Origin of the sequence: Parachryseolinea silvisoli (assembly GCF_021190955.1) — a bacterium.
GTDB lineage: Bacteria > Bacteroidota > Bacteroidia > Cytophagales > Cyclobacteriaceae > Ohtaekwangia > Ohtaekwangia silvisoli.
Genome location: NZ_JAIOAO010000003.1, coordinates 682,117 through 707,310, shown reverse-complemented (window position 1 = coordinate 707,310; position 25,194 = coordinate 682,117). Strand labels below are relative to the sequence as shown.

Annotated in this window: 12 protein-coding genes and 1 riboswitch; of the genes, 6 read left to right on the top strand and 6 right to left on the bottom strand. The window is 52.2% G+C overall.

Annotated features, from left to right (window positions below; all coding sequences use genetic code 11):
• Window positions 1-40: 40 nt before the first annotated feature.
• Window positions 41-171, bottom strand: a riboswitch (SAM riboswitch).
• A gap of 59 nt (window positions 172-230) precedes the next feature.
• Window positions 231-1,121, top strand: a complete 891-nt coding sequence (locus K7P01_RS20070) for a Ppx/GppA phosphatase family protein (protein ID WP_267296364.1) — start codon at window positions 231-233, stop codon at window positions 1,119-1,121.
• On the opposite strand, the gene K7P01_RS20065 is transcribed toward K7P01_RS20070, so the two are convergent.
• The gene (locus tag K7P01_RS20065; RefSeq protein WP_267296363.1) at window positions 1,122-1,928 is read right to left on the bottom strand and encodes a PorT family protein; all 807 of its coding nucleotides are present in this window, start codon (window positions 1,926-1,928) and stop codon (window positions 1,122-1,124) included.
• 235 nt (window positions 1,929-2,163) lie between these two features.
• On the opposite strand from K7P01_RS20065, the gene K7P01_RS20060 reads away from it, so the two are divergent.
• From K7P01_RS20060 to K7P01_RS20045, 4 genes are all read left to right on the top strand, one after another.
• Window positions 2,164-3,477 (top strand): PorP/SprF family type IX secretion system membrane protein, encoded by a 1,314-nt coding sequence (locus tag K7P01_RS20060; protein WP_267296362.1) that lies wholly within the window; start codon window positions 2,164-2,166, stop codon window positions 3,475-3,477.
• 20 nt (window positions 3,478-3,497) lie between these two features.
• Window positions 3,498-6,809, top strand: coding sequence for an FG-GAP-like repeat-containing protein (locus K7P01_RS20055; RefSeq protein ID WP_267296361.1), 3,312 nt, complete (start codon window positions 3,498-3,500; stop codon window positions 6,807-6,809).
• Window positions 6,810-7,084: 275 nt separating this feature from the next.
• The gene (locus K7P01_RS20050) at window positions 7,085-13,681 is read left to right on the top strand and encodes a T9SS type B sorting domain-containing protein (RefSeq protein WP_267296360.1); all 6,597 of its coding nucleotides are present in this window, start codon (window positions 7,085-7,087) and stop codon (window positions 13,679-13,681) included.
• 11 nt (window positions 13,682-13,692) lie between these two features.
• Complete coding sequence (locus tag K7P01_RS20045) at window positions 13,693-14,634, top strand: PorP/SprF family type IX secretion system membrane protein (protein ID WP_267296359.1); 942 nt, start codon at window positions 13,693-13,695, stop codon at window positions 14,632-14,634.
• A gap of 70 nt (window positions 14,635-14,704) precedes the next feature.
• Here K7P01_RS20045 and ppk1 read toward each other — a convergent pair whose 3' ends face one another.
• The 3 genes from ppk1 to K7P01_RS20030 all read right to left on the bottom strand — a co-directional run bounded on the left by ppk1 (window position 14,705) and on the right by K7P01_RS20030 (window position 19,450).
• The gene (gene ppk1, locus K7P01_RS20040; protein ID WP_267296358.1) at window positions 14,705-16,840 is read right to left on the bottom strand and encodes a polyphosphate kinase 1; all 2,136 of its coding nucleotides are present in this window, start codon (window positions 16,838-16,840) and stop codon (window positions 14,705-14,707) included.
• Window positions 16,841-16,928: 88 nt separating this feature from the next.
• The gene (gyrB, locus tag K7P01_RS20035) at window positions 16,929-18,887 is read right to left on the bottom strand and encodes a DNA topoisomerase (ATP-hydrolyzing) subunit B (RefSeq protein ID WP_267296357.1); all 1,959 of its coding nucleotides are present in this window, start codon (window positions 18,885-18,887) and stop codon (window positions 16,929-16,931) included.
• Window positions 18,888-19,060: 173 nt separating this feature from the next.
• Window positions 19,061-19,450 (bottom strand): CoA-binding protein, encoded by a 390-nt coding sequence (locus K7P01_RS20030; RefSeq protein ID WP_254083115.1) that lies wholly within the window; start codon window positions 19,448-19,450, stop codon window positions 19,061-19,063.
• A gap of 65 nt (window positions 19,451-19,515) precedes the next feature.
• Here K7P01_RS20030 and K7P01_RS20025 point away from each other — a divergent pair, with 65 nt between their 5' ends.
• Window positions 19,516-21,432 carry a M61 family metallopeptidase gene (locus K7P01_RS20025; RefSeq protein ID WP_267296356.1) on the top strand — a complete coding sequence of 639 codons (1,917 nt, stop codon included), beginning with the start codon at window positions 19,516-19,518 and terminating at the stop codon, window positions 21,430-21,432.
• A gap of 104 nt (window positions 21,433-21,536) precedes the next feature.
• On the opposite strand, the gene K7P01_RS20020 is transcribed toward K7P01_RS20025, so the two are convergent.
• Both K7P01_RS20020 and K7P01_RS20015 read right to left on the bottom strand, forming a co-directional pair.
• A complete protein-coding gene (locus tag K7P01_RS20020) occupies window positions 21,537-23,105 on the bottom strand; it encodes an NAD(P)/FAD-dependent oxidoreductase (protein ID WP_267296355.1) in 1,569 nt (522 codons plus the stop codon).
• 239 nt (window positions 23,106-23,344) lie between these two features.
• Window positions 23,345-25,132 carry a toxin-antitoxin system YwqK family antitoxin gene (locus K7P01_RS20015; RefSeq protein WP_267296354.1) on the bottom strand — a complete coding sequence of 596 codons (1,788 nt, stop codon included), beginning with the start codon at window positions 25,130-25,132 and terminating at the stop codon, window positions 23,345-23,347.
• Window positions 25,133-25,194: the final 62 nt, after the last annotated feature.

Here is a 25,194-nt window from a genome sequence, read left to right as displayed (position 1 = left end):
TCAGATTCGCGCTATCCAGAGAGCCGTGGTTGAGACGGGGTGCCTATCTTTTCCAGGCAAGGATGACCGGAGCCGGGAGTGGGATTTAGCACAACACCCTCTCTGCAAACGTTGGAGGATAGGATGCTAAGACTTCACAGGGCCCAATCCCTCCGTCTTTCTGAATAAGCCCTGCAAAGAAAGACAATAAGCGCTTAAAATAAAAAGGCAATAGCTTAATTTTGACACACATGAAGCTCGCCGCGATCGACATTGGTTCCAACGCCATTCGTTTTCAAGTCTCCACTGCGTTGGATAACACCGCGCAGGTTGTTTTTAAGAAGCTCGAGTATGTACGCTTCCCGTTACGCTTAGGGCATGACGTTTTTGCGACAGGCCGGGTCAGTAGCAAAAGCATGGAGAAATTCCGTAAGCTTATGGCCGCCTACAAGCTGTTGCTGGAGCTTTACGAAGTGGATGATTATATGTTCTGCGCCACGTCAGCCATGCGTGAAGCCGAAAACGGCGCCGACCTTGCGCAACGGGTATTGGATGAGCTTGGCATTGTCATTCATATCATTGATGGCAACCGCGAAGCCGAGCTGATCAATCGCGCCATCCACTCCTACCTGACGGACAAGACCTACCTGCACATCGATGTCGGCGGCGGTAGCACAGAGCTCAACCTCTATGCGGCGGGGCAGAAGATCCAGACGCGATCGTTCAAAATTGGCTCAGTGCGGGTGCTCGAGAAAAACGACTCGCCCCAGGCCTGGGAGGACATGGAGCGTTGGATCAAGGACCATGTCAAAAAAAGCTATGGCAAAGTAACCGCTGTTGGTACCGGTGGTAACATCAGCAAGCTTTTCGAGCTGGCGCAATCCAAGCCCGGCAAGACGGTCTCGCTGCGGAAGATCCGGGAGACACGTGAAATGGTGAATGCCTATTCGATCGAGGATCGTATTTACAAATTGCAGATGAATCCCGACCGGGCGGATGTGATCATCCCCGCCAGCAATATCTACATCAAAGTGATGGAGTGGGCGCATGCCACCAGCATTCTGGTGCCCGAGGTCGGTTTAAAAGATGGCATCATGCTGTATCTCTACGAGAAGAACAAACTACAGCCGAAGCTGTTCTGATCAATACCTCCGTTTTCTCGGGTCGTTGGTGCTCTTTCCCTTTTTACGATTTTCGACCTTGAGGTCGATGAGATAGGCCAATGATACCCGAAAGCCCTGGTTGCGTACCTTTAGCGGCTCCTGGAATGCTGTCAATGTGGGATCAAAGGCGCCATAGCTTTCGCGACTGAGGTAGCTGTGGCCGAGCTCGTAGCGAAAGGTCAGGACGATCTCACGGTCCGGCACAGGCTCAAACAGAAAGCCCGCGGTGAAGTTCAGACCGAGCTGCAGGCGCGTTGGGTCCTGCACTACCACTTCGTGCTGCTGCGCCGATTCCGGATCTTTATTGAAGACGACGCTTACCGGCACAATTGCCGTGCTGTTATGAAACTCGTGTGTGTCTGTACTTTCAAGCGTACCTTTACCTCCCAGCCAATAACTGATGTTGGGACCAATGCCGAGTGAATATTTAAATTCTTTTGTACCCGCGTGGCCTTTGAAATACGCTGTGTAGACGATGGGTAGCTCGATGTAACGATAGGTCATATCATATTTCAGAAACTCATTTTTGCCTTCCATTTCCCGGCCTTTCGTGGAATAAATCAGTGAAGAATGAAGAAAAAACCGCTTCCGCACGCGAAATGCGCAATGGGCGCCAAAGTGGTAACCATACTTTCCCTTGATCTTGTACTCGGCTTTTTCATCTTTCTCGCCGAACGAGATCCAGGAATAATTCGCGCCGGCCACGGGTCCTACAAGAATTTGTGCGTCAGCCACTTCGGCAACAGTCAAAAGCAGCAGAAAAAATACAGGTAAACCTATTTTCACTATAAGTGTAATTTGAAATCTATTTAATTCGACACAAAAATACTTCATTTCATCCAAGTTAACGCGGCGTGTCTGCCAATAAACCGGAAAACCGCCGTATATTCGTGAGTTTACTGCAAACGTACTTTAAAACCTGATGCATCACTCGAAGGCGATGGCATCGGGGTGGCTAACCTGGCGACAGGACCTGATTTTTTGGTGACCTTCGGACTATTGCCCATATGAATGGACGTAGATGATTTATTTTTTTAACTTCTGTGTTGCCCTCTCTCTGCTTTTTTGCATGACGTCTGTCCATGCCCAGAATTTCCCTGTTTATAATAATTTCTTCATCAACCCGTACCTCTATAATCCTGCTGAGGCTGTCACGGACTACACGTATGTGTACGCGTTGCATCGTCAGCAGTGGACGGGTATTGAAGGTGCGCCCACGGTTTCGACACTGACGTTTAACACGATGTTGAACGAAAGCCGGGCGGGTTTTGGCGGCAAGATCTCCCAATACAAAAGAGGGTTGCTCACGACAAATGATATTACTTTATCCTACGCGTATGCCATGCCCGTGGGACAAAAAAACTGGTTGATGTTTGGGCTCTCAGGAGGTGCTATCTCCAATACGATTGACATGGCCAAGGTAAGCGATCCAAACGACCCGGTGCTACTGGAGTATACTGCTAACAACATGCAGCCGGTATCCAGCTTTGGTATGCTATACCGATCGGGTTCCGGTTTTAACCTGGGCTTCTCGTTGCCGCAACTGTTTCCGCCGAAATTCAACAATCCTGGTAGCTTTACCAATACCACGGTATCGCCAGCCGACAATGTTTTTGTGACCGTTTATTACAAGCGCAAGGTTGAAAGTAAAATCGTCAGCAAACGCAGTGGCAATGTCAAGCGCAAGGTGAAGACAAAAGAGACGATCGCGCCGTTGGAGTTTTACTTCAATTACAAATATTCGAAGTTTGGTACAAGCCAATTTGAGTTGCTCGGAAAACTCAACCTGTCAGAACATTTCTGGCTGGGTGGCTCCTACCGTTTGCCCTATGGGTTAACCGGCAACACCGGATTTAAGATAAACCGGTTGATACTCGCGTATTCCTATGAGCCGGTGAATCAGCCGGAAGAGGGCTTTTCACAGGGCACACACGAGTTTATGCTGGGGCTGCGCCTGGGGCAGAAGAAGAAGTTTAAACGGGTTGCGCCCGTGCTGCGCTCTACGCTGACGAAAAATCCGGCGGAAAAACATACGGCACGCTTCCAGGAAGGAACAACAGATCCGAACGAGATCAACCAGACCGAGTCCGCTAATAAGCGTTACTTTGTGGTAGTCAAGGTCTTTGTTGATTTTAACCAGGCGGACGCCTATAAGCGCCGGCTGCAGAATGAGCAGTTCAACGGCGACATTTTCTACAACCCGCAGGACCGGAAGTACTACGTGCACGTACTGGAAACGACAAAGGCGTCGGAAGCACACGAGGAGATCAAGAACCTGAAAACCTATACCAAAATCAAGAACGCTCGTCTTCTGGTGGTTACCGGGGAGAAATAGAATGCATCTATAGTCCGAACATGAAACAGGCATTGGCACCGACGGTAAAGACCTCTCTCCTGGCCGGATTTTTCCTGCTACTGGCTACCACTGCATGGGCTCAGCGCCCTGTGATCCAAGGCGTTGAGCAAGTCTCCGGCAGCACCGGTCAGCTCGTGCTGATCAAGGGCACCTCCTTTGGAGGTGATAAGACCAAACTACAGGCCCGTTTCGGTGCTACGCCAGGAATTATAGAGTCCGCCACCGACCAAACAATAAAAGTGCGCATTCCGGCGGGAACTACGTATCAGCACTTGTCGGTAACCAATACAACGTCTCATCTAACGGCATATTCCCCTAATCCTTTCTTACTGAGCTTTAGCGGCGAGCATCCCTTTACGGCCGCTTCCCTCGACGACCAGCAAGACTTCTCTGCTGACAAGGGTGTCGAAGATATCTGTCTGTGTGATCTCAACAACGACGGCCGCTCGGAAGTTATTACAACCCACAACAGCATAAATACACTTTCTATTCATCGTAACACCAGCACACCCGGCACACTTGCCATGAACCGAATTGTCTTGCCGGGACCCGGCTTCAGCACGCTTTCACTTCGTGTGAAATGCGGCGACCTGAATGGTGATGGCTGGCCCGACCTGGTTGTTACCGGTACCGGGAGCGCCAGCGCGGCTGAAAAGATTTTTGTACTCCAAAATTCGGGTGGCTCTTCTTTTACCGTGATTCCCATCACCATCCCGGGCTGGGCCATGTCGGATGTTGAAATAAATGATATCGACCTGGACGGACGTCCCGATCTTGTCATTTCAAACCGGACGGAAAACAACACGTTAGGCGTTCTGCGCAACACGAGCGTGGGAACTACGATCTCGTTTACCGAGGCGCCCGTTGTACTTGTTGCTTCACCGGACGTCGTTGGATCAACCTCGGTTTTCAAAGGAACAAATGCTCTTGCCCTTCAGGATTTGAACGGCGACGGCCTTCCCGAGATCATGATAAGCCTGCTTCAGGAACCCAACCACAACAACCTGTGGATTTTTCCTAATCAGAGTCACGCGGGGGTTGTCAGTTTTGGCACGGTTGCCAAGCATTCGCTAGACGGTTTTACCGTGCAAAGCATGCGCGTGGGTGACCTCGATGGCGATGGAAAGCCCGATGTTGCTTTCAACAGTTTGATTGGCGGAACGTACGTTTTGAGAAACACCGGCAGCGGCTCGTCGTTCAGCTTTACATCCCTTCGGATTAATTCGGACGGACAAATGAACGGCATGGACTTTGGCGACATCGACGGCGACGGCAAGACCGATATCGTCCTTGCTAATCAATTTAGCAAAGTACTCACCGTTCTGAACAATAACAGCACCCCCGGCGCGCTATCCTTTACTCCTACCGGTATTACTATCCCGTTGGTCAGTAAATATGTGCGTATAGGCGATATGGATGGCGATGGTAAGCCTGATATTGTTTTTCCCGGTGCCGATGCCACGGCACCCCTCGTCTCGATTCTGCGGAACAAACATTGTGTGCTTCCCAAAATCGAACCGAAAGAGGATATCATCCTATGTACCGGAGTGGGCACGCATATACTTACCGCGACACGGACTCCCGGCGCGTACTACGACTGGAAGAAAGATGGTGTGACCGTGGCGTGCGGCAAGGAGCTATACAGCCACACGATCAACACCGTTGTGGCGAACTCCGGTGACTACACCGTAACGATTCGCACAGAAGGGGGCGCCTCTTGTACTGCGGGCAGCTGCGCGTTGACGTCCGAAAGCGTTACCGTTACCATTCAATCTGAAAGTGCCGTAACGCTTAGCCCTTCGAACAACGGCCCGGTTTGTAAGGGTACGAATATTACACTTTCTGCCAACGCATCCGGCAGTGTTGATTCTTACAAGTGGACGGGGCCTAACTACACACAAACTACTACCAGCAACTCGCCTCCTGCATTCGCTGCTACAGGCGTTGCGCAGGCGGGTGAATATACGGTTGAAGCTACTAAAAACGGCTGCGTCGCGGGCCGGGGCATCACCGTTGTCGAGGTGATTGAAGTGCCCGCCACAAGCTTTAAGATCAGCGGCAAGGCGGAGATCGTTGCGTGTGTCGATGACACTGATTTTACGTTGCAGCTTGACGAGGCACCTCTGGCCTTTACCTATAAATGGTATAAGCAAGGCAACGCCACCGAGATTGGAACAGGCGCCGTGTCTCCGCTTATTCTGACAGAATCAAGCTCTAACGGCAGCTACTTTGTAATAGCCAGCAGTACGGGATGTGGTGATCCCATTCCAACGGACCCTGTGAAAGTGACTATCACCACGAAGCCGCTGGTGAGCTTTACGACCTCTTCTCCTGACGGCACCGTCTGTAAAGATCAGCGCATTACGTTTACCAGCACGGCTACTACAACTGCCCCGCCTGTCTATCAGTGGAATTTCGACGTTGGCGGTACGAATGCCCAAGGCCCAAATGCTCCCACTGCCGAAACCAGCTATTCCACAACCGGGTCAAAGACCGTACGGTTGTCAATCCATTACGGCAACAATGTCTGTCTGGCTATATCCGAGCAGCCTATTTCCGTGACCCTACCCCCTGGGGAGGTATTGATCGAAAACCCCGAAGGCCTTGACGAGTTCTGCGAGGGAGAAACACTCTTGCTGGAAGCGTCCAGCACGGCGGATGTTAAAAGTTATCTTTGGTCGACGGGGGAAAATACAGCCTCCATTGCGGTTCCGGACGGAGGTACTTATACGGTAGACGTCGCCTTTTTAACAGGGTCATGTGTCGTAACCAAAAGTAAACAGGTTACACAGCGCCCGGCTCCGGAGGTAATTGTAACGGGTACACCCGAACGGATCAATGAGGGCGAGACGGCGCAGCTGACAGCTTCCGGTCTTGACACGTATCAATGGACGCCAGCCGAGTCGCTTTCAAACGCAACGGTCCCTAATCCTGTTGCTCAGCCGGTTACGACGACTGAATATACAGTAACGGGGGTTGGCGCCAATGAATGTCCGGGGTCAGGTATCTTTATATTGCAAGTAGTCGGCGAAGCCATTGTCAACAAGTTGAATCCCCATAACTTCTTCTCGCCCAACAACGATGGCCCTAATGAACAGTGGCAGGTCGATGAGATCCTTACCTATGCGCAGTGCGGAGTCACTGTTTATGACGACAAAGGTGTGAAGGTATTTGAGGCCAAACCTTACCACAACGACTGGAACGGCACCTTTAACGGTAAGCAATTGCCCGACGGCGTTTACTTCTATATTATCCGCTGCGACGGCGAAGAAAGCACTCCACGCGCGGGCAGCATTACATTGCTGCGCTAGGGTATAGCCACCGTCTGGCGGTGGTTTTTTACAGGCCGTCGATTAGCCCCCTGGCGGAATAGTCAAATCGAGTCCAAAACTTACATAGCATGGTTACAATCCTCCTTATCACACCATAAAAGTGTAGAGGTAATACTTGTACTGACTACATTATATCTACATAAAGTGTCACTACGGGTAGGATACCTTACATGACCGGTTACCAAAATATGAATTTCAGAGCAGCCATATTTAGGGGCATGTGTTTTAGATTTGTACATAATTTCTTTTCGCCTATGAAGAAGCTTTTCTTCCTGATCACCCTGTTCTGCCTTAGTGCTGGTTATTCCTATGCACAGGAGATTTGCAACGACAACATGGACAACGACGGCAACGGTCTTATCGACTGCCTTGATCCATTGGAGTGTCCCACCAAGACATGTGAAATCTGTGACAACGGTATCGACGATGACGGTGACCGATTTATTGATTGCTACGACAAGGAGTGTGTCCTGAGCCAGGTCTGTAAAGACTTCTTTATCGGTAAACCTGTTACGTGTAACGTTAAGCCTGAGACCTTCCCTCCTTTTGAGATGAAGCTTAAATTCAAGTCTCAGCCGGGTACAGCTAACCACGTGAACCGACTTATTGTTGGCGACGTGGATAGCGATGGCGTTCCGGAGTTGGTCACCACTTTCCGTAACGGCGACGGTAGCCCTACCGAAGCGGTTCTGAACGTGCTGCAAGCACCCACCACGGGTACGACGCTTAACATAGATAAACAGATAAACTTATTGGCCGACGGGTTCAAACCGACGTTTGAAGACATTGCCATGGGCGATATTAATAAGGATGGCTGCGTGGAGTATTTCGTCTTGCACACCGACTCGGATGGCGTTGGCTACAAGCTCATTGCGTATGACTGTACCGGTAAAAAAGTTTGGAATAACGCGATATCTTTTACGTATTATCCCGGCACGCTTGGTCTGACTGACTTCGACGGTGACGGTGCAGTTGAGCTGTATGTTCGCACACAAATTTACGATGCGCACACAGGAACCAAGATGGCCGAAAACCTTTTTAATAATGACATCAAGCAAAATAGCAACGCGCCGATCGCAGCCAACATTCTGACAGCCTCCCCCGCCCAAGAGCTAATTGCGGGTTGTCGCATATACACGGTCAATATCAATCGTCCGGCAGCACCCGGAGTTACGCTTCCAACTGCAGTCACGCCACCGGTCAATGGCTCGACGATGACACTTACAAAGAGCGACCCAAGCTATTTCTTACGAACCGGCCGTACCTCTGGCAGTGGCACAAGCATAGCCGACTTTAACCTTGACGGTTTTCTGGATGTAGTGGCGGTGGGATCGACGAGTGGGAACGATCAGAATACAACAATATTCTTTTGGGATGTTGAACACAATGTCGTCAAAACATATCAGGATGGCAGCATCTATGCAAACGGTTGGAAAAATGGTACGGGCCGTATCAACATCGCCGACATTGACGGTGACGGTAAGATGAATGCGGTGTATGTATCGGGTGGGCAGCTGTATGCGCTCAAAGAAGGAGCCAGTAACCTCGAGCTTCTTTGGAGAGAGAATGTAACTGAACAGACGTCGGGATATACCGGCTGCACCATGTTTGACTTCAATGCCGATGGCAAGTCAGAAATCGTCTACCGCGATGAGGACTATCTTTATATTTATACAACCACCCTGGTAGCCGGTGTCGCCAAAGTAACGCGCAGTACGCCGATCCGCTGTGCGTCGCGTACGTCGAATGAATACCCAATCGTAGCGGATATGAACGGCGATGGCTCGACCGAGATCTGCGTTGTCTGTGCTTCTGACGATAGCCAGCCTGGCGCCGGCATGGGTCTTTTTACTAACGCCGAGGTGCGCGTGTACGAGTCAGCCAACGTACCGTGGGTACCTGCCCGTAAGGTTTGGAACCAACACGGTTATTTCGTGGTGAACGTCAATGACGACCTGACCATTCCTAAACAAATCCAGCAACATCACCTGGTATATTCTGACAATGCTATTTGTGCTGTCGATAAAAAGAGCCGGCCGCTGAACAACTTCCTGAACCAGGCTCCTTTCCTCAACTCGTACGGATGTCCGTCGTATGCAGCGCCGAACCTTTCGGTTGTGCCTTTTGATCCGAGCGATCCAACGGCGCCTCAGATGCTGATTGACGCGCCTACCTGTCCGGACAAGAACATCGGTGTTACATTCAAATTCAGGAACAAGGGCGACATTTCTATCTCGGGTGGGCTGAACATCACCTTCTATAATGGAGATCCTCGTACCGCATCTGCGGTCAAAATCTCTACCACGAAGATCACATTGTCGGACATGAATCCGGGTGATACGATCACTCAAAAGCTTACGATTGCGGGGAATGGATCACCCTTCACGCTGTATGTTTCGCTGAACGACAATGGCACTACCATTCCGCTGGATATTACCAAGCAACCCGGCCGGATCATGGAGTGCGACTACGGCGACAACTTGCTGTTTGCTCCGGTTGATCCCGGCCTGGCGGCTCTTACCACGACAGCCATAGACAACTTAAAATGTCCTTCGCCTCCCGGGGGGGTGATCATCCCGGATAAAGGGATTGCCAAGGCTTATGGTCCCAGCAAAGACTCCGTGAATTATACCTTCTACTGGTTTGACGGCCACGACGCAGGCGCGCCTGGCACAGCTGACCATGTGGGCTTTGCCTATAGCGGGCTTGCTGCCGGAGAATATACGGTATATGCTGTGCACAAAGCTGCAAAGTGTGGTTCTGATACGGCGCATGTTATTATCAACGACAAGCCTGCTCCCACCATTACCGTATCCATTGACATCATCACCGATCTTACGAATTGTAAAAATCCGAACGGCCACTTGCGTGCCGTGTTGACCGATCCTACCAAATATGACATCACATGGTTCCCTGTATCCCTGAGCGATACCCTGGGCTTTAGCCCGGACCTGGATGGGCTGAGCGAAGGCAGTTATACGGTATGGGTTCAAGACAAAAAAACCGGCTGCCCCAGTTTGTCGACGGCAGAGGTTAAGAAAGTTATCAACCTACCGGTTATTACCACTAAAATTGATACCATCAAATGCTCGAATGTTAATTCAGGCAGGATCGAAGCCCTGGCCGACGGCCAAACAACAGGCTATACCTTCAACTGGTACAATGGTTCGACAGTGAAACCAACGCCGGACAAGGCCAACTCGCCGTTCTATGATAACCTGAAGGCGCAGAAGTATACGGTGACGGCCATTAACAATACCACCTTGTGCGAGTCGAAAAAGACCGTATGGATGACCCAAACCACCCCGCCTAAGATTACCAGTCTGGTGAAGGACGATCAGCTGTCGTGCGACAAAGATAATCCGACCGGTGAGGCTACGGTTACGGCTACGGCTGCGACCACGCCTGTTGTCTACCAGTGGTATACAGGGAATAGCACGGCCGATGTCAACAAAATCCCGGGCGCGACCAATGCCACAGTTACAGGTTTGAAGGCCGGACTTTATACAATCAATGTGGTAGAGTCAACTACGGGTTGTTCCAAGTCTGACACGATCCGTGTGCTCGACAGTCGTAAAACTGTAGTGGTAGTGCCTACTCCTACTGCGAAGAGCAGTTGTGCGCCCGCCAATGGTAAAATTGAAATTACCTCGGTGAATGTCGGTACCAGCGTGAGCGATTACACCTTTATCTGGACGAATATCAGTGATGATCCTGAGACCACTCTGCCCGACACCGATGGTACGGTAGAGGGGCTCGAGCCCGGCACTTACCAGGTTGTTGCTGTCCATACACAGTATACCTGCCGGTCGCTGCCTGTTACTGTGAAGGTGGCGAACAATGTACCGAAAATGGTATTGACCAACCCCAATTTGAAAGCTGCATCGGACTGTCAGAATAGCAAGGACGGTATCTTTACTGTGGAAGTAACCGCGCCTACGACGCCCAGCAAGTTTAATTTTGCCTGGTACGATATTGATGGTAGCAGTTTGCACGAACAACTTGGCGTGCTGCGTGATTCTATCATCAATGGCACGGGTCTTTATTCCGTCAAGATTACGAATCCGGACAATGGCTGCGACACGACAGCCTATGGCACCATTCCGTTCCTGAACGGTCACTCCATCACGCTTACCCACGAAGACATTATCAAGTGTAAGCCGAATCCGGGTGGTTCCATCGACGTGACGCTGAGCCCCTCTCCCAATCCTCCCGGTACCTATACCGAGGCTGACTACGAGATACTCTTATACAGGGCTACGAAAGATCCGGATGCAAAAAATCCCTATAACGTACATACGCCACCGTTTTTTGAGGGTATCATACCCGGCGCTGTTCCTGCCACCCCAAATAAATATAAGACCGACATTGGCCTCGACAAAACCACTTACACCGTTGTAGCCGTGAACACGAAGCTTGGCGATCCCTTGCTAGGTTGTCGCTATGCGCAAGCCGTCTTTATTGACCGCAAGGAGTTCAAGCCTGAGATTGACGCAACGTTAACCGGCATTACGGCCAATATGAACTGCGATGCCTCCATCATTAATGGCACTGGCGTTATAACAATCGCCTTGAAGCAGGAAGAGGTTGCCGCCGACCCAGCCAACTTTACATTTGTCTGGACAAATAAGGATGACAACTCTCCGGTACCCGCCAGCAAGAAATTCGGGATCAATAATAAGGACCTGCGTAATATGGTAGACAATGAGCTTGGCTATGAGGTGGTCTTTACTACCACAACAGCGCGGAATGAAGGTTGCTCCGGACGTGCCACATTCCTGATCCCGGCGATCGAGCAAGATCTTCGTCTCATGGACGGCGACTTCAAAACAAAGGCTATTACCCAGTGTATTCCGGGGAGCCCGACATCAGCTATCATGACCAACGGATCGGCTGAGTTTATTGAGCTTCAGAAAGACGGCGTGCCTGTAGCCGCTCCGTTCGCAGGCTTTACGTTCTCGTGGCTGAACCGTGCCACCAACACCCTGTTGCCTTCTGTCACCAACCCTATTGTCAACCTGGATTCCGGAAAGTATACAGCTATCGCGAAATATAACGCTACAGGTTGCGATGTGAACTTTGACTTTGTGATTCAGGACAGCACCCTCGGTACGGTGGATGTCGTACTGGAGAGCTTCCGCACTGAAATCATGTGCGTCGATCCTGTCACGGGCTTCCTGGATGTCAAGGCCCTCCCGGAAACGGGCCAGAACTACGAGTTCACCTGGTTTGGGTATAATAACAGTGGCGTGCGGAACCCCGTCCCGGTACAGGGGCCGGTTCTTGGCACCAGCAATACCCTGGCAAACCAACTTTCTGTGAATGACTTCACAGTGCGGGTACTGAACCCGAATAACAACTGCTGGATAGAAGACACCTATACGGTGCCCATGGATACGATCAAGTTCTTCGTAAGCGCATCTTCGTTGCCGCTCACCAACTGTGTGAACGTATTCCTGACGCCGAATATCAACGAGAATGGTTCTGTCTTTGCACGCATCTCCTCGGCCGGCGTATTGCCGCCGTCTGATCCGCTGGCAGGCCAGCCCCGTCCGATCATTGAAGCCAACTACCGGTATGAATGGTACGACGAGCGCGGCAACCCGATTACCCCGGTTAACACGGGCCGCTCATTGGAGAACCTGACGTCCGAATATGCCAACCGTGACCTGAAAGTCGTGGCCTTCGATCTAAATGATACGCGCCCTGCGTGTAAGAGCGATACGGCGATTGTGCGTCTCGAAAAAGTATTGCCTACACTTCCTATTACCACGCAAGTGCTGGCTGCTGTCTCGAATTGCGATGAGACGATTCCGAACGGTATGGCTTCTGCCAGTGTCAACGGCGACATTGTGAACTACCAGTTCAGCTGGTTTGATGATCCGGCCACACATCCGCTAAATCCCGTAGCAGCTTTCCGCACGGACTTCATGGCTGAGAACCTGAAACGTGCTGACTTTACCTATACCGTATTGGCGATCGACCTCATCTCCGGCTGTATGGATAGCACAACGCTGACAATACCGTACCAGCCTCTGCCCGTCCCCGTTCCTACGATCGAGATCCTCTCGCAGGTTACAAGCTGTATTGAGAACAACGGCGCTCTGGCAGCCTCCGTGGGTGGCAACATCCAGGACTATATCTTCCGCTGGTATGACAACACGGTGACCAAGCCGAATACTGAGCTCGTTTCGCCCGATGCTTACGGAGACATCCGAGACACACTCGCAGCACAGATTCCGTATGGCGTGATTGCGGTAGATCGCGCGACGAAGTGTGAGTCCGACCTTGTATATGAAACACTTCAGTTTACGCCTACATACCCGCAATTCGACCTTGAAGTAACACCTGCCTCGTGCGGCCATCCCGACGGAACGGTCAGCCTGGTCCTGACGAATCAGGTGGATATTGGCGAGATCATCTGGGATGTTAATCCTGGCACGATCTCCGGCGATCCGAAACTGGGTGGCCTTGTTTCCAGCAAGCCTGGCGAAATTTATACCGTAACGGTCATCACGCTTATGGGTTGTTCGGCGGATACAACGTTCGTGATCGGCTCGGAGATCCATCCGTTCAATGGCATCTCGCGCAACGGCGACGACCGAAACAGCTACTTTCACATCGACTGCATTGAAGAATTCCAAAGTAACGTCGTCCGGATCTTTAACCGCGCCGGTACACTGGTGTACCAGGCAGAAGGGTACGATAACAATTCGGTAGTGTTTGATGGCTTGTCCAACCGCGGGATCAGCCCGATGGGCAACAACCTGCCGGATGGTACTTATTTCTATGTGATTGATAAGCGCAACGGGTCGAAGCCTCTTGCCGGTTATCTGGAGATTGTGAATTAAACTACAACGACATGATGCGACTTTTTTACCTCAGTTGTCTGCTGCTTTTCGTTACGGGAATCTGCCGCGCCCAGCAGTACCCGGTGTTTACGCAGTACTTTTTTAACGAAATGGCGATCAACCCGGCCTATGCCGGCGCACATGTGCAGTTCAGCGCTACGGCGCTGTACCGCAATCAGTGGGTGAACTTTCCCGGGGCACCGCGCACATTCTCTTTCTCCGCCCACACGGCGTTGATGAAGAACAAGATCGGCGTGGGCCTGATGGTGAACCACGACGAGATCGGCAGCTATGGCAACGATCATGTGTACGGCAGCTATGCCTATAAGATCCACATGGGCCAGGCCACCCTGTCGATGGGCTTGCAGGCAGGGTTTACCTTCCTGGGTGCCGATTACAGCAAGCTCAGCTTGCAGCATGACGACCCGGGGTCATTCCTTTCGATGAACACGTTTAAACCGAACTTCGGTGCCGGGTTGTTTTTCAACAAGAAGAATTTCTTTGTAGGCCTGTCGGTGCCGTTTATCATCAACAGCAAGTCGAATGAGGGCGGTGGCTTCGAAGGGGCCATCACCGAGGTTATCGAAAAGCGCTACTACATGCTGCGCTCGGGAGTATATGTCCCCCTGGACCGTGCTGGAAAAGTGAAGATGAACCCGTCCTTCCTGCTGCGTTCACAGGAGGGTCAGCCGTTGAGCATCGACATCAACAACTCTTTCATTTTCTATGACATCTTTAGCATTGGCGCGGCGTGGCGAAGCGGCGACTCGTTTATCGGCTTCCTCGATCTGAAGCTGACCGACAAAATCCACTTTGCCTACTCGTACGACTGGACCACTTCGGCACTGAACAAGTTCTCGAACGGCTCACATGAGTTTATCCTGAACTTCCGCTCCATCATCCGGGGCGTGCACAAGAACCCCGAGTGTCCGCAGTATTACAGCTATCGTTAATCGCAGATACCATCATAAATAAAAAAGGCTCACCAAATTGGTGAGCCTTTTTTATTCAGACCGCTCCTACTCAGAAAAGCCGGGCCTCCATGACGATCTCGCGCGTCACCTTGTAAAACTCTTTGTGAATATTGAAGGGCGGCTCGCCATTCAGCTCTTTGATGATATAACTGCCATCTTCCTGCATGATGTAGGAATTGACGTTATCTTTCAGATTATAGCGCAGGTTGTTGATGGCTTGTTTCTTCAGGAAATCGTCGTCGAGCAGGAAAAGCGACTCGATACGACGGTCGAAGCTGCGCACCATGGCATCGGCGCTGCCGATGTAGACCTTCGGGTTGTCGTCGTTGCGGAAGTAGTAAATGCGCGAGTGCTCGAGGTATTCGCCTACCACCGAGATCACTTCGATGTTCTCGCTGAGCCCTTTGCGCTGCGGGCGCAGGCTGCACATGCCGCGGACAATCAGCTTGATGGTCACGCCGGCTTGCGAGGCAGCGTATAACTCGTCGATCAGCTCTTTGTCCTGCAAGGAGTTGAGCTTGATGACGATGCCTGCGGGAACGCCGTTGCGGGCATTCTCAGCCTCGCGTTTTACGAGGTTACACAGTTGTATGCGCATGTCGCGTGGCGACGTGATCAGGTTGCGATAGGTGGACGGTTGTGAGTGACCGGTGATGACGTTGAAGAACTCGGATACGTCGTTGCCATAAACCTCTTTTGTTGTTAACAAACCAATGTCAACATATAACCGGGAGGTGGATTCATTGTAGTTTCCGCTGGACAGGTGTACATAACGATACACCTTGTCATCACCTTCCTTCCGGACGATGAGCAGCAATTTGGTGTGAGTCTTTAAGCTGCTGACGCCATAGATCACATAACATCCTGCCTTTTGCAGGCGTTGCGCCTCGCGCAGGTTGTTCTCCTCGTCAAACCGGGCCTTTACCTCAAACAACACCGACACGTGCTTACCGTTTTCGGCAGCCCGCAGCAGCGCGTTGGTCACCCGCGACTCTTTGGCAACACGATAGATTGTGATCTTAATGGACAACACATAGGGATCGTCAGCGGCTTTTTCCAACAGCTCCAATACAGGCTCCATGGAGTTGTAGGGGTGGTGCAGCAAGATATCCCGCTCTTTGAGCACTTCGAACAGGTCGCGACTGCCCTGCTCCGGGAAGTTCAGCGGTTTGATCGGTGCCGGCGTCTGGGCGCGCTTACTTTTGAATTCTTTGTGACCCACGATCTGGTTTAAGCCGGACAGCTCGGGCAAGCCCCCCTCGGGTATGAAGAAGATGTTGAAATCGTCCAGATCCCATTGGATCTTGAGCACACGCATCAACCAGGGGTCGGGGTTTTCTTCAATCTCCAGGCGTACAACACGGCCCGAGCGGCGGGTCTTCAGCTTGCGTTTGAGATCTTCGAGGAAATTGGACTCAATGTCTTCGCTTTCCTCCAGGGTGAAGTCACCGTTCCGGTTGATGCGGAACAAGTTGACAGCCTCGATCTCGACATTGCGGAAGAGGTTGTGAATTTTGTGCCGGATGATCTCTTCAATGGGCACAAACAGAATCTTATCGTCGTCGTGATCGATCTCGTAAAAGCGAGGCAGGTTTTGCGGCACTTGAATGAACGACACCCGCTGGTTGGTCGGTCCTTCGTTCGTGCCTTTGGTCACCACTCCGAACAAGAGGCGGTTGTTCATCAGCACCGGGAAGGTGTGGTAGTTATCAAAGACCATCGGCGTCAGCATGGGGAAGATGGTCCGGTTGAAATAGTCGGCCACGCGCTGCGTATCTTCCACCGACAAGTCGTTGTACGATGTGATGGTAAATCCGTTCTCCTCAAAATGTGGCTTGAGGCTACGGATATAATACTCGTTCTGATCGTGGTAGAACTTCTTGGTTTCATTCAACAGCAGCTTGCGGAACGGTTCTTCGCGCAGGCCGTTGTAGTCGAAGCGTTCCTTGCCGTAGTCGAGGTAATTGTATAAGCTCCCCAGTCGAATGGTGCAAAACTCGTCGAGGTTGGAGGCGGTGATGGCCAGGAACTTGAGCCGGTCGAAGACGCTGCGCTCGACGTGGCGTGCCTGGTCGAGGACGCGGTAATTAAACTTCAGCCAGCTCAGGTCGCGGCTGATATAGTTACTTTCGTCTATCTTCTGTTGTGCTAATTTACTATCCAGGGTTACTTGCAATTCGTCCATGGCAACAAGGGGTAAAATGTCACGGTTCACAGCGCACGTTATCGACCGTGTGCTGTGAACCGCAAGCCTGTTTAAAGTGCTTTACTTATTAAATATCGATGCGCGCGTATTTCGCGTTCTTCTCAATAAACTCCCGACGCGGCGCTACCTCATCTCCCATCAACATGGAGAATAAGTGATCGGCTTCGGCAGCCGATTCAATGCTTACTTGTTTGAGCGAGCGCTTAGAAGGATCCATGGTGGTCGTCCACAACTGCTCGGGGTTCATTTCACCCAGACCTTTGTAACGCTGCACACCTACGGAATCTTCTTTGCCTCCACCCAGTTCGGCTACCAGGGCGATGCGTTCTTCTTCTGTCCAGCAGTAGCGTTCGTCTTTTCCTTTTTTGACCAGGTAGAGCGGCGGCAAGGCAATGTATACATAACCGCTCTCGATCAGGTCGCGCATGTAGCGGAAGAAGAAGGTCAGAATAAGTGTACGAATGTGGCTACCATCTACGTCAGCATCGGTCATGATGATGACCTTGTGGTAACGCAGCTTGGTCATATTCAGACCCTTCTCATCCTCCGGCGTACCAAATGTTACGCCGAGGGCGGTGATCATATTCTTGATTTCTTCGTTTTCATAGATCTTGTGCTCCTGGGCTTTCTCCACATTCAGGATCTTACCGCGCAGCGGCAGGATAGCCTGGAAGTTGCGGTCACGGCCTTGTTTTGCCGAACCACCCGCAGAGTCACCTTCGACGAGGTAGAGCTCGCAAATGGTGGCGTCGGAGCTGGAGCAGTCGGCCAGTTTACCGGGCAGGCCGGTGCCGCTTAGTACGTTTTTACGTTGCACCATCTCCCGAGCTTTACGGGCAGCATAACGCGCCTGTGCGGCCAGGATCACTTTATTGACAATGAGCCTCGCTTCGCGCGGGTGCTCCTCCAGGTAATGCTGCAGCACTTCGCCTACGGCGCCGTCGACTATCCCCATGGCGTCGGAGTTACCGAGCTTGGTTTTTGTCTGTCCTTCAAATTGAGGCTCAGCCACTTTTACAGAAATCACGGCTGTCAGCCCCTCGCGGAAGTCGTCGCCGTTGATGTCTATCTTTACTTTGTCCAGCATGCCTGACTTGTCGGCGTAGCTTTTCAGCGTACGGGTCAGGGCCCGGCGGAAGCCGGCCACGTGGGTTCCCCCCTCGTGGGTGTTGATGTTGTTTACATACGACACCAGGTTTTCGCTAAACGAGGTGTTATAGCTCATTGCCACCTGAATGGGAATGGTGCCTTTGTCGTTTTCAATATAGATCGGCGCCGAAATAAGCTTCTCGCGGGTAGAGTCGATGTATTCTACAAACTCGCGCAGGCCACCAACGGACAGGAATACGTCGCTGCGTACGTTGTCGCCATTTTCGTCCTTCTCCCGCAGGTCCGTGAGATTGATGCGGATGCCCGGGTTCAGGAACGACAGCTCGCGTAAGCGGGTGGCAATAGTTTCGTAATTGTATTCCCAGTTGGCAAAAATCTCTTTGTCCGGCAGGAAGTGTACTTTGGTGCCGTGCTTATCCGTTTCGCCAATGACCCGCACCGGATATTGGGGGGTGCCGCGCGCATACTCCTGCTCGAAGATTTTTCCATCTTTCTGCACGGTAACGTGCAGCATTTGTGACAGGGCGTTCACGCAAGATACACCCACGCCGTGCAAACCGCCCGAAACCTTGTAGGTGTCTTTATCAAATTTACCCCCGGCGTGCAGCACCGTGAGCACGACTTCCAGGGCGGAGCGTTTTTCCTTCTCGTGCATGTCCGTGGGAATTCCCCGGCCGTTGTCGTCCACCGAGATGGAATTGTCTTCGTGCACGGTGACAAAGATTTCGTCGCAATAACCGGCAAGCGCCTCATCGATAGAGTTATCCACTACTTCCCACACCAGGTGGTGCAGGCCCTTGACACCTACGTCGCCGATGTACATGGCGGGGCGTTTTCGCACCGCTTCCAACCCCTCTAAAACCTGTATGTTACTCGCTGAATACTGGGCAGGCACTTTTCCTTTGTCTTCGCTCATTTGTGATTTTTAGAACCGTCAAAAATAATCTTTTTGGCCTTACAAACGCAGGTCGGATCAACATTTTTAGCGTTAAAGTTTCCTGGTTTTGGGGCCGCAAAGTAGCGCACCGTCGTCCGCTTTGTCAAGCTTTTTTTCACGACATAAAGGCCGCGAAAGGGCCTCGCGAAAGATCAGTATTGACGGCTGCGCAGCAGCACCAGCGTGCATGCTTCCGTGGCTTCGACCGCCTGCGCTTCGGCCATCTTTTCAAACTCCTCGTTTTCCGTGCCGGGGTTGAAGATGATGCGCTTTGGCTTGAGGCTCAAAATGTAGTCGTACCACTCAGGCTGGCGTTGCGGGCCAATGTACAACGTAACGGTGTCCACCCCCTCTACCGCGGGCCGCTGGCGGAGGTCGAGTATCTCCACGCCCGACACCGTCCCCGTCTTAATGCTAAGGGGTACGATCTCATGCCCGTAGCTCGTCAGCATTTGCGCGGCGAGATAGGCGTAACGCGAGGGGTCGGGCGTGGCCCCGATGATCACCGTCTTTTTGGTATTATTTGTTGTATTTGTTGCCACCTGTCCTGGATTATCTAATTATAAAAACAAAATAAAATTATCTTCGTTCAAAATTCCATTTCAATATGTTTATAAAAAGATCATTCCTGGGCTTGTTGCTGTTAGCGTGTGTGTTGACCGCATACCCCCAGGGTAAAAAGGGTAAAGGCTATCAGTATACGATAGACCTTACCAACGTCGTTAACGACAAGCTATATGTAGAACTTCTACCCCCTCCTACCAGCCAGAACGAAATAACTTTCTACCTGCCCAAGATGGTGCCGGGTACATATTCCATCGAAGACTACGGACGTTTTGTGTCCGACTTTACGGCCGCCGATAAGAAAGGCAACAAGCTCGTAACGGAGAAGCTGAACGACAACGCCTGGAAGATCAAGGGCGCCAAGAAACTGGCCAAGATCAGCTACTGGGTGGAAGACAGCTACGATACACAACTGCCCGGCCCGGAAATTTTTCAGCCCGCCGGTACAAACATTGAAGACGGCAAAAACTTCGTACTCAACACCAGCGGATTCTTTGGATACCTGGACGGCGTAAAAGATACTCCTTTCCAGTTCTCCGTCATCCGCCCCGAGGCCTTTTACGGATCGTCCGGCCTCATCCCCCTGCAAACGGGAAAGCCCCTGAGCACTGTGCGCAAAGAAGCCGGCACCGGAGATAAAGCCAAGCGTGTAGACACCTTCCAGGCGACCAACTATGATGAGCTGATCGATTCGCCCCTGATGTATGCCAAGCCCGACACGGCGGTGATCAAAGTGGCCAACACGGAAGTATTGATCGGCGCCTACTCTCCTAACAACCGCGTGACGGCGAAACAAATTGCCGCCAGCATTCGCGAAGTGCTGATGGCCCAGAAGGAGTTCCTGGGCGGCAAGCTGCCGGTGAATAAATACGCGTTCATTTTCTATTTTACCGACCAGCCGGTCACGAGCTACGGCGCATTGGAGCACTCGTACTCGTCGTTCTATTACATGCCTGAGCAGACCATTGACGAGATGAACCAACAGCTGCGCGACTTTGCCGCGCACGAGTTCTTCCACATTGTTACGCCGCTCACCATCCACTCCGAGGAGATCGGCCACTTTGATTTCAACGACCCCAAGATGTCGCAGCACCTGTGGATGTATGAAGGCGTAACCGAATACTTTGCCGGTAGCGTGCAGGTACGCTATGGATTGATTACGCCCGAAGAATACCTGGACGTGCTGCGCGAGAAAATGGTCACGGCCGACCAGTTCGTCAACGACGTGCCCTTTACCGACATCAGCCGCTTCACGCTGGATAAATACCACGATCAATACGGCAACGTATATATGAAAGGCGCGCTGATCGGTTTGTGCCTGGACCTGAAACTTCGGAAGCTGTCGGGCGGTAAGACGGGTCTTCCCGATCTGTTGATGGAACTCTCCAAGAAATATGGCAAGGAGAAATCGTTCCGCGACGACGTGCTGTTCGATGAGATCACGGCGATGACCTATCCGCAGATCGGTGAGTTCTTTGCCAAGCATGTAAAAGGCACGGAGCCGCTGCCGCTGGCAGAGGTGCTGGGCACGGCGGGCGTGCTCTACAAAGATGAAGTGCAGGTAGAGGACTATTCCATGGGCCTGAGCCAAAACAACATCGGCATTACGCAGGTAAACGGCAAACCGATGCTGGAGATTTCCACGACGGCCAACATGAACGAGATGGGCGTGGCGCTGGGCTTTCAGAACGGCGACGTACTGCAGAAGATCAACGGAGAGACGTTGCCGGACCTCGGTCCCGAGCTGGGCGCGTTCTTGCAACGCCAGCGCGACGCGCTCCCTACGTTGAAGACCATGGCGTTTACGGTATTGCGGAAAGATGCCTCGGGTGCGCAACAACCTGTTGAGCTCTCGGCGCCCATGCGCAAGGTGAAGGTTTCCCAGAAACACCTCCTGGCGTTTGATCCGGACGCTACCCCCGAACAAATTGCGTTACGGAATTCCTGGTTAAAGAAATAGTTTTCTGATTGCTGGCGCAAGTCTTAGCCCGTCCCGGGCGGAGACTTGTGCCTGTCTAATGTCAGTCTTCAGACTGGCATAAAATAGGCGGCCCCGTAAGCCGCCTATTTTTTAATGCGCCGCACCGCCGCCTCCGCACAACGCTCACCATCCATAGCAGCCGAAACAATCCCCCCTGCATAACCAGCACCTTCGCCACACGGAAACAGATTCTGAATCTGCGGATGCTCCAGCGTTTCTTTGTCACGGGGAATCTTAACAGGCGACGAGGTACGGCTCTCCACGCCCACAATCTGGGCCTCGTTCGTGAAGTAGCCTTTCATCTTACTACCGAAGTTTTTAAACCCTTGCTGCAACGCTTGTGTTATACGCGACGGCAGCACTTCCTGCATGGCCACAGAAGCCAGACCGGGTTGATACGAGGACTCCAGAAGGGACGTGGATACGCGTTTGTCAACAAAGTCAACGAGGCGTTGCGCAGGCGCCGTCTGCGTGTTGCCCGCCATGCGGCAAGCCTGCTGCTCGATGGCCGCCTGGAAGTACATACCCGCGAGCGGGCCGTACTGGCGATACGCCTTGAAGTCTTCGCTGTCGACAGCGACGACGATACCTGAATTAGCATACTTAGAATCACGGCGCGAAGGACTCATGCCGTTCACCACGATTTCTCCCGGCGCAGTGGCCGCCGGTACAATAAATCCGCCGGGGCACATGCAGAATGAAAAGACACCTGTCTCCTTTCCACCCACACGGGCCTGATGCACCAGCGCATACGACGATGCCGGCAGGTATGGTCCGCGGTCTGTCGGGCAATGATATTGGATACGGTCGATCAGCTCTTGTGAATGTTCTACCCGCACACCCAATGCGAACGGCTTTTCTTCAATCAGTACTTGCTTTTCGTGCAGTAGCCGGAAGATGTCGCGCGCGGAATGGCCGGTGGCCAGAATGACGGCCTCACCTTCGATGGCATCGCCGCGGTGTGTCTTTACACCGTGGATGCTGCTGTTTTTTATCAGCAGATCGGTAACGGTGGTATTGAAGTGTACTTCACCTCCCGCCTGCAGAATGCTTTCGCGCAGCTCCGCCACCAGCCGCGGCAACTTGTTGGTGCCGATGTGCGGGTGCGCATCGAACAGAATATCTTCTTTGGCACCATGGGCTACCATAATCTCCAGGATGCGGTTTACGTCTCCGCGCTTTTTAGAACGGGTATATAGTTTACCATCCGAGTAGGTGCCGGCGCCACCTTCACCAAAGCAATAGTTGGACTCGGGGTTGACGATGTGATCTTTGTTGATCGCGGCAAGGTCGCGACGGCGGGCCTGTACGTCGGCGCCGCGTTCCAGTACAATGGGCTTGATGCCCAGCTCAATCAATCGCAGCGCGGCAAACAACCCGGCCGGGCCGCTGCCCACGATCACTACGCGCGGTGCATTCGTGACGTTGGGATATTCCGCGCGGGGCGCTTCCGGCGTGGCTTCCGCAGGAGAAAGTATCTCGCACTGAATGCGCACCACTACCTGGCGGGAACGGGCATCGATAGAGCGTTTGGTGGGACGGACATAGACGCTGCCGTCGTTTTGTAAGCCCAGCTTTTGGTACAGGTGGGCGGTAAATTGTTCTTCCTCAAACGCCTCTTCGGGCGTCAGGACTACTTCTGCTGTCTTCATGTTGTCGGAAGGTTTTTATCCTTCAATCCGGACGCAAAGATACTATTTTTCACTGACATCATGACAGGAGAGCCTCTGCGCGCTACATTCAAAACACGCGAAAAACGAGGTTTTGTAGTTTGGAGCCGACACGGCTTTGGGTGCACTTAAGTAGGGCTTTAGTACGGCTTTAGTAGGGCTTATCCCGCTGTATCCATCGCCGCATCTGAAGTTGTGACCTTTTGACAGACTTCGGGCTGTTAGCGATAGGAAAACACGTTACCGAAGTTGAGGCCGATGTGGAAGGTCCTGGAAAACTTGTCACGCTCCAGGGGCTCAAAATACGAAGCAAACAGGGGGTCGATGTCGAAGCCACGATAGCCGATGTTGAAGGAGGCAAATGTATCAACCGTAAAGCCGCTGGCATTGTTGCGGCGCATGATACGGTAGCCCAATATAGGCCCCCACTCGATGCGTTGTTCGACGGCGTTGAACGTGAATTTGTATAGGGGTTCGTTTACAAAATGACCCAGGTTGGTGAAGCGGATCTCGTGGCCGAAGTACCACATGCCAACTTTCATACCATTGTAAAACTTCTGTTTGATGCTGATGCTATAGCCGCGCTCGAAGAGCTTGCCGGGCGTGATCTCCGCGTCGGCCGTGAAAAAAGGATCGCGGATGCCGAGGAACTCAAACTCATGGCCGAGGCGCTCCTCTATGTAAAACTCGACACCAAGGGGAATGCGGCCCACGGCTGTCCACACGGGATTTGTGCTCATAATCACGCCGTGAAATTCGTTGCCTTTTTCGCGGAAGTACCGAAAGCCTTGCGACTTACTGCGCCCCTTGCGTGCGCTGCTGGTGGTTGCCAACGCGACGATTTCCTTGCCTAGCTTGCGGTCGTCGTAGAAGGGTTTATAATAGCCGGAGAGCTTGCCGCCTTTTTCATAGATCTCCCACGTGCCGGTCTTGAGCTCGCCCTCCAGGGTACCCTTGGTTTGCAGCTCGCCCGTGGGATAGTAGCCGTAGAATGTTCCTTTGTCGTAGTTGTAATCACACTCGCCTTCACGGGTGCCGTCCGGCAAGAAGAACTCCCATTTGCCCTGGCGCTTGCCGTCGCGGATGGGGCCTTTTACTTTTAGCGAGCCATTGGGGTGATATTCGCGGTACTCGCCCGAGCCTTTGGTGAAGGCCACTTCGCTTTTCAGGGTTCCGTTGCTGTTAAGCGTCTTCCAGTACCCCTCCTTTTTGCCCGCCACGTATTCACCGGACGACTGCAAACCGCCACTTTCGTAAAAGTATTCCCACGGCCCTACTGGCTCATCGTTGGCATAGTTGCCTTTTGCCGCTACCGTGCTGTTGGAGTAGTAACGCTTCCAGGGACCGTGTTTCTTGCCATTGACGTAGTCGCCTTCGCTTTCCAGTGAACCGTCTTCACGGTAAAACTTCCAGTGGCCGGTGTTACGCGTGCCGGCACGCGTGCCTTCACTCTGCGGCTTGCCTGAGTGGTAATATTCCGTGTAGTAGCCGGTGTCGTCCTTATAGACGATTTCTCCTTTTAAGGCACCGTCTTCGAAGTAGCTTTTCCAAAGGCCTACGTGGCGATTTTCTTTATACCCGCCCACCTCCTTTACGTGCCCGTTCTCGTAGTAGGACTTCCACTCGCCCTCGCGGTTCTTGCCGTTGATGATGCCCTCCATGCTCTTTTGGCCGCTGCCTTCGTAGAAGTACTCCCACATGCCGTAGTTGGCGCTCTTGAAGAGGATGCCACGCATTTTGAGCTTGCCGGTCTCGTAGAAGAACTCCCAGACGCCGGTGGTTTCGTTGTTTTCGAATTGGCCTTTGGACTCGACTCCGCCGTTTACAAAATAGGACGTATAGCGGCCGTGGGCTACGTTGCGGATTGTATCCTTAACCTGATAGACTTCCTTGATCTTCTTCTTTTCCGGATCGTGGTAGGTTTTGCGGGTGAAGCCCTGGCCGTACGCGACGCCATAGGCACCGGTTAAGGCAATGATTATCAGCCAAAAAGAGGATTTTGAGGGCATTCTGGAATAAACCAGTTCCAAAGATAAGGTTTATTGGGAAATGGCATAAACAGGGCCGTTGA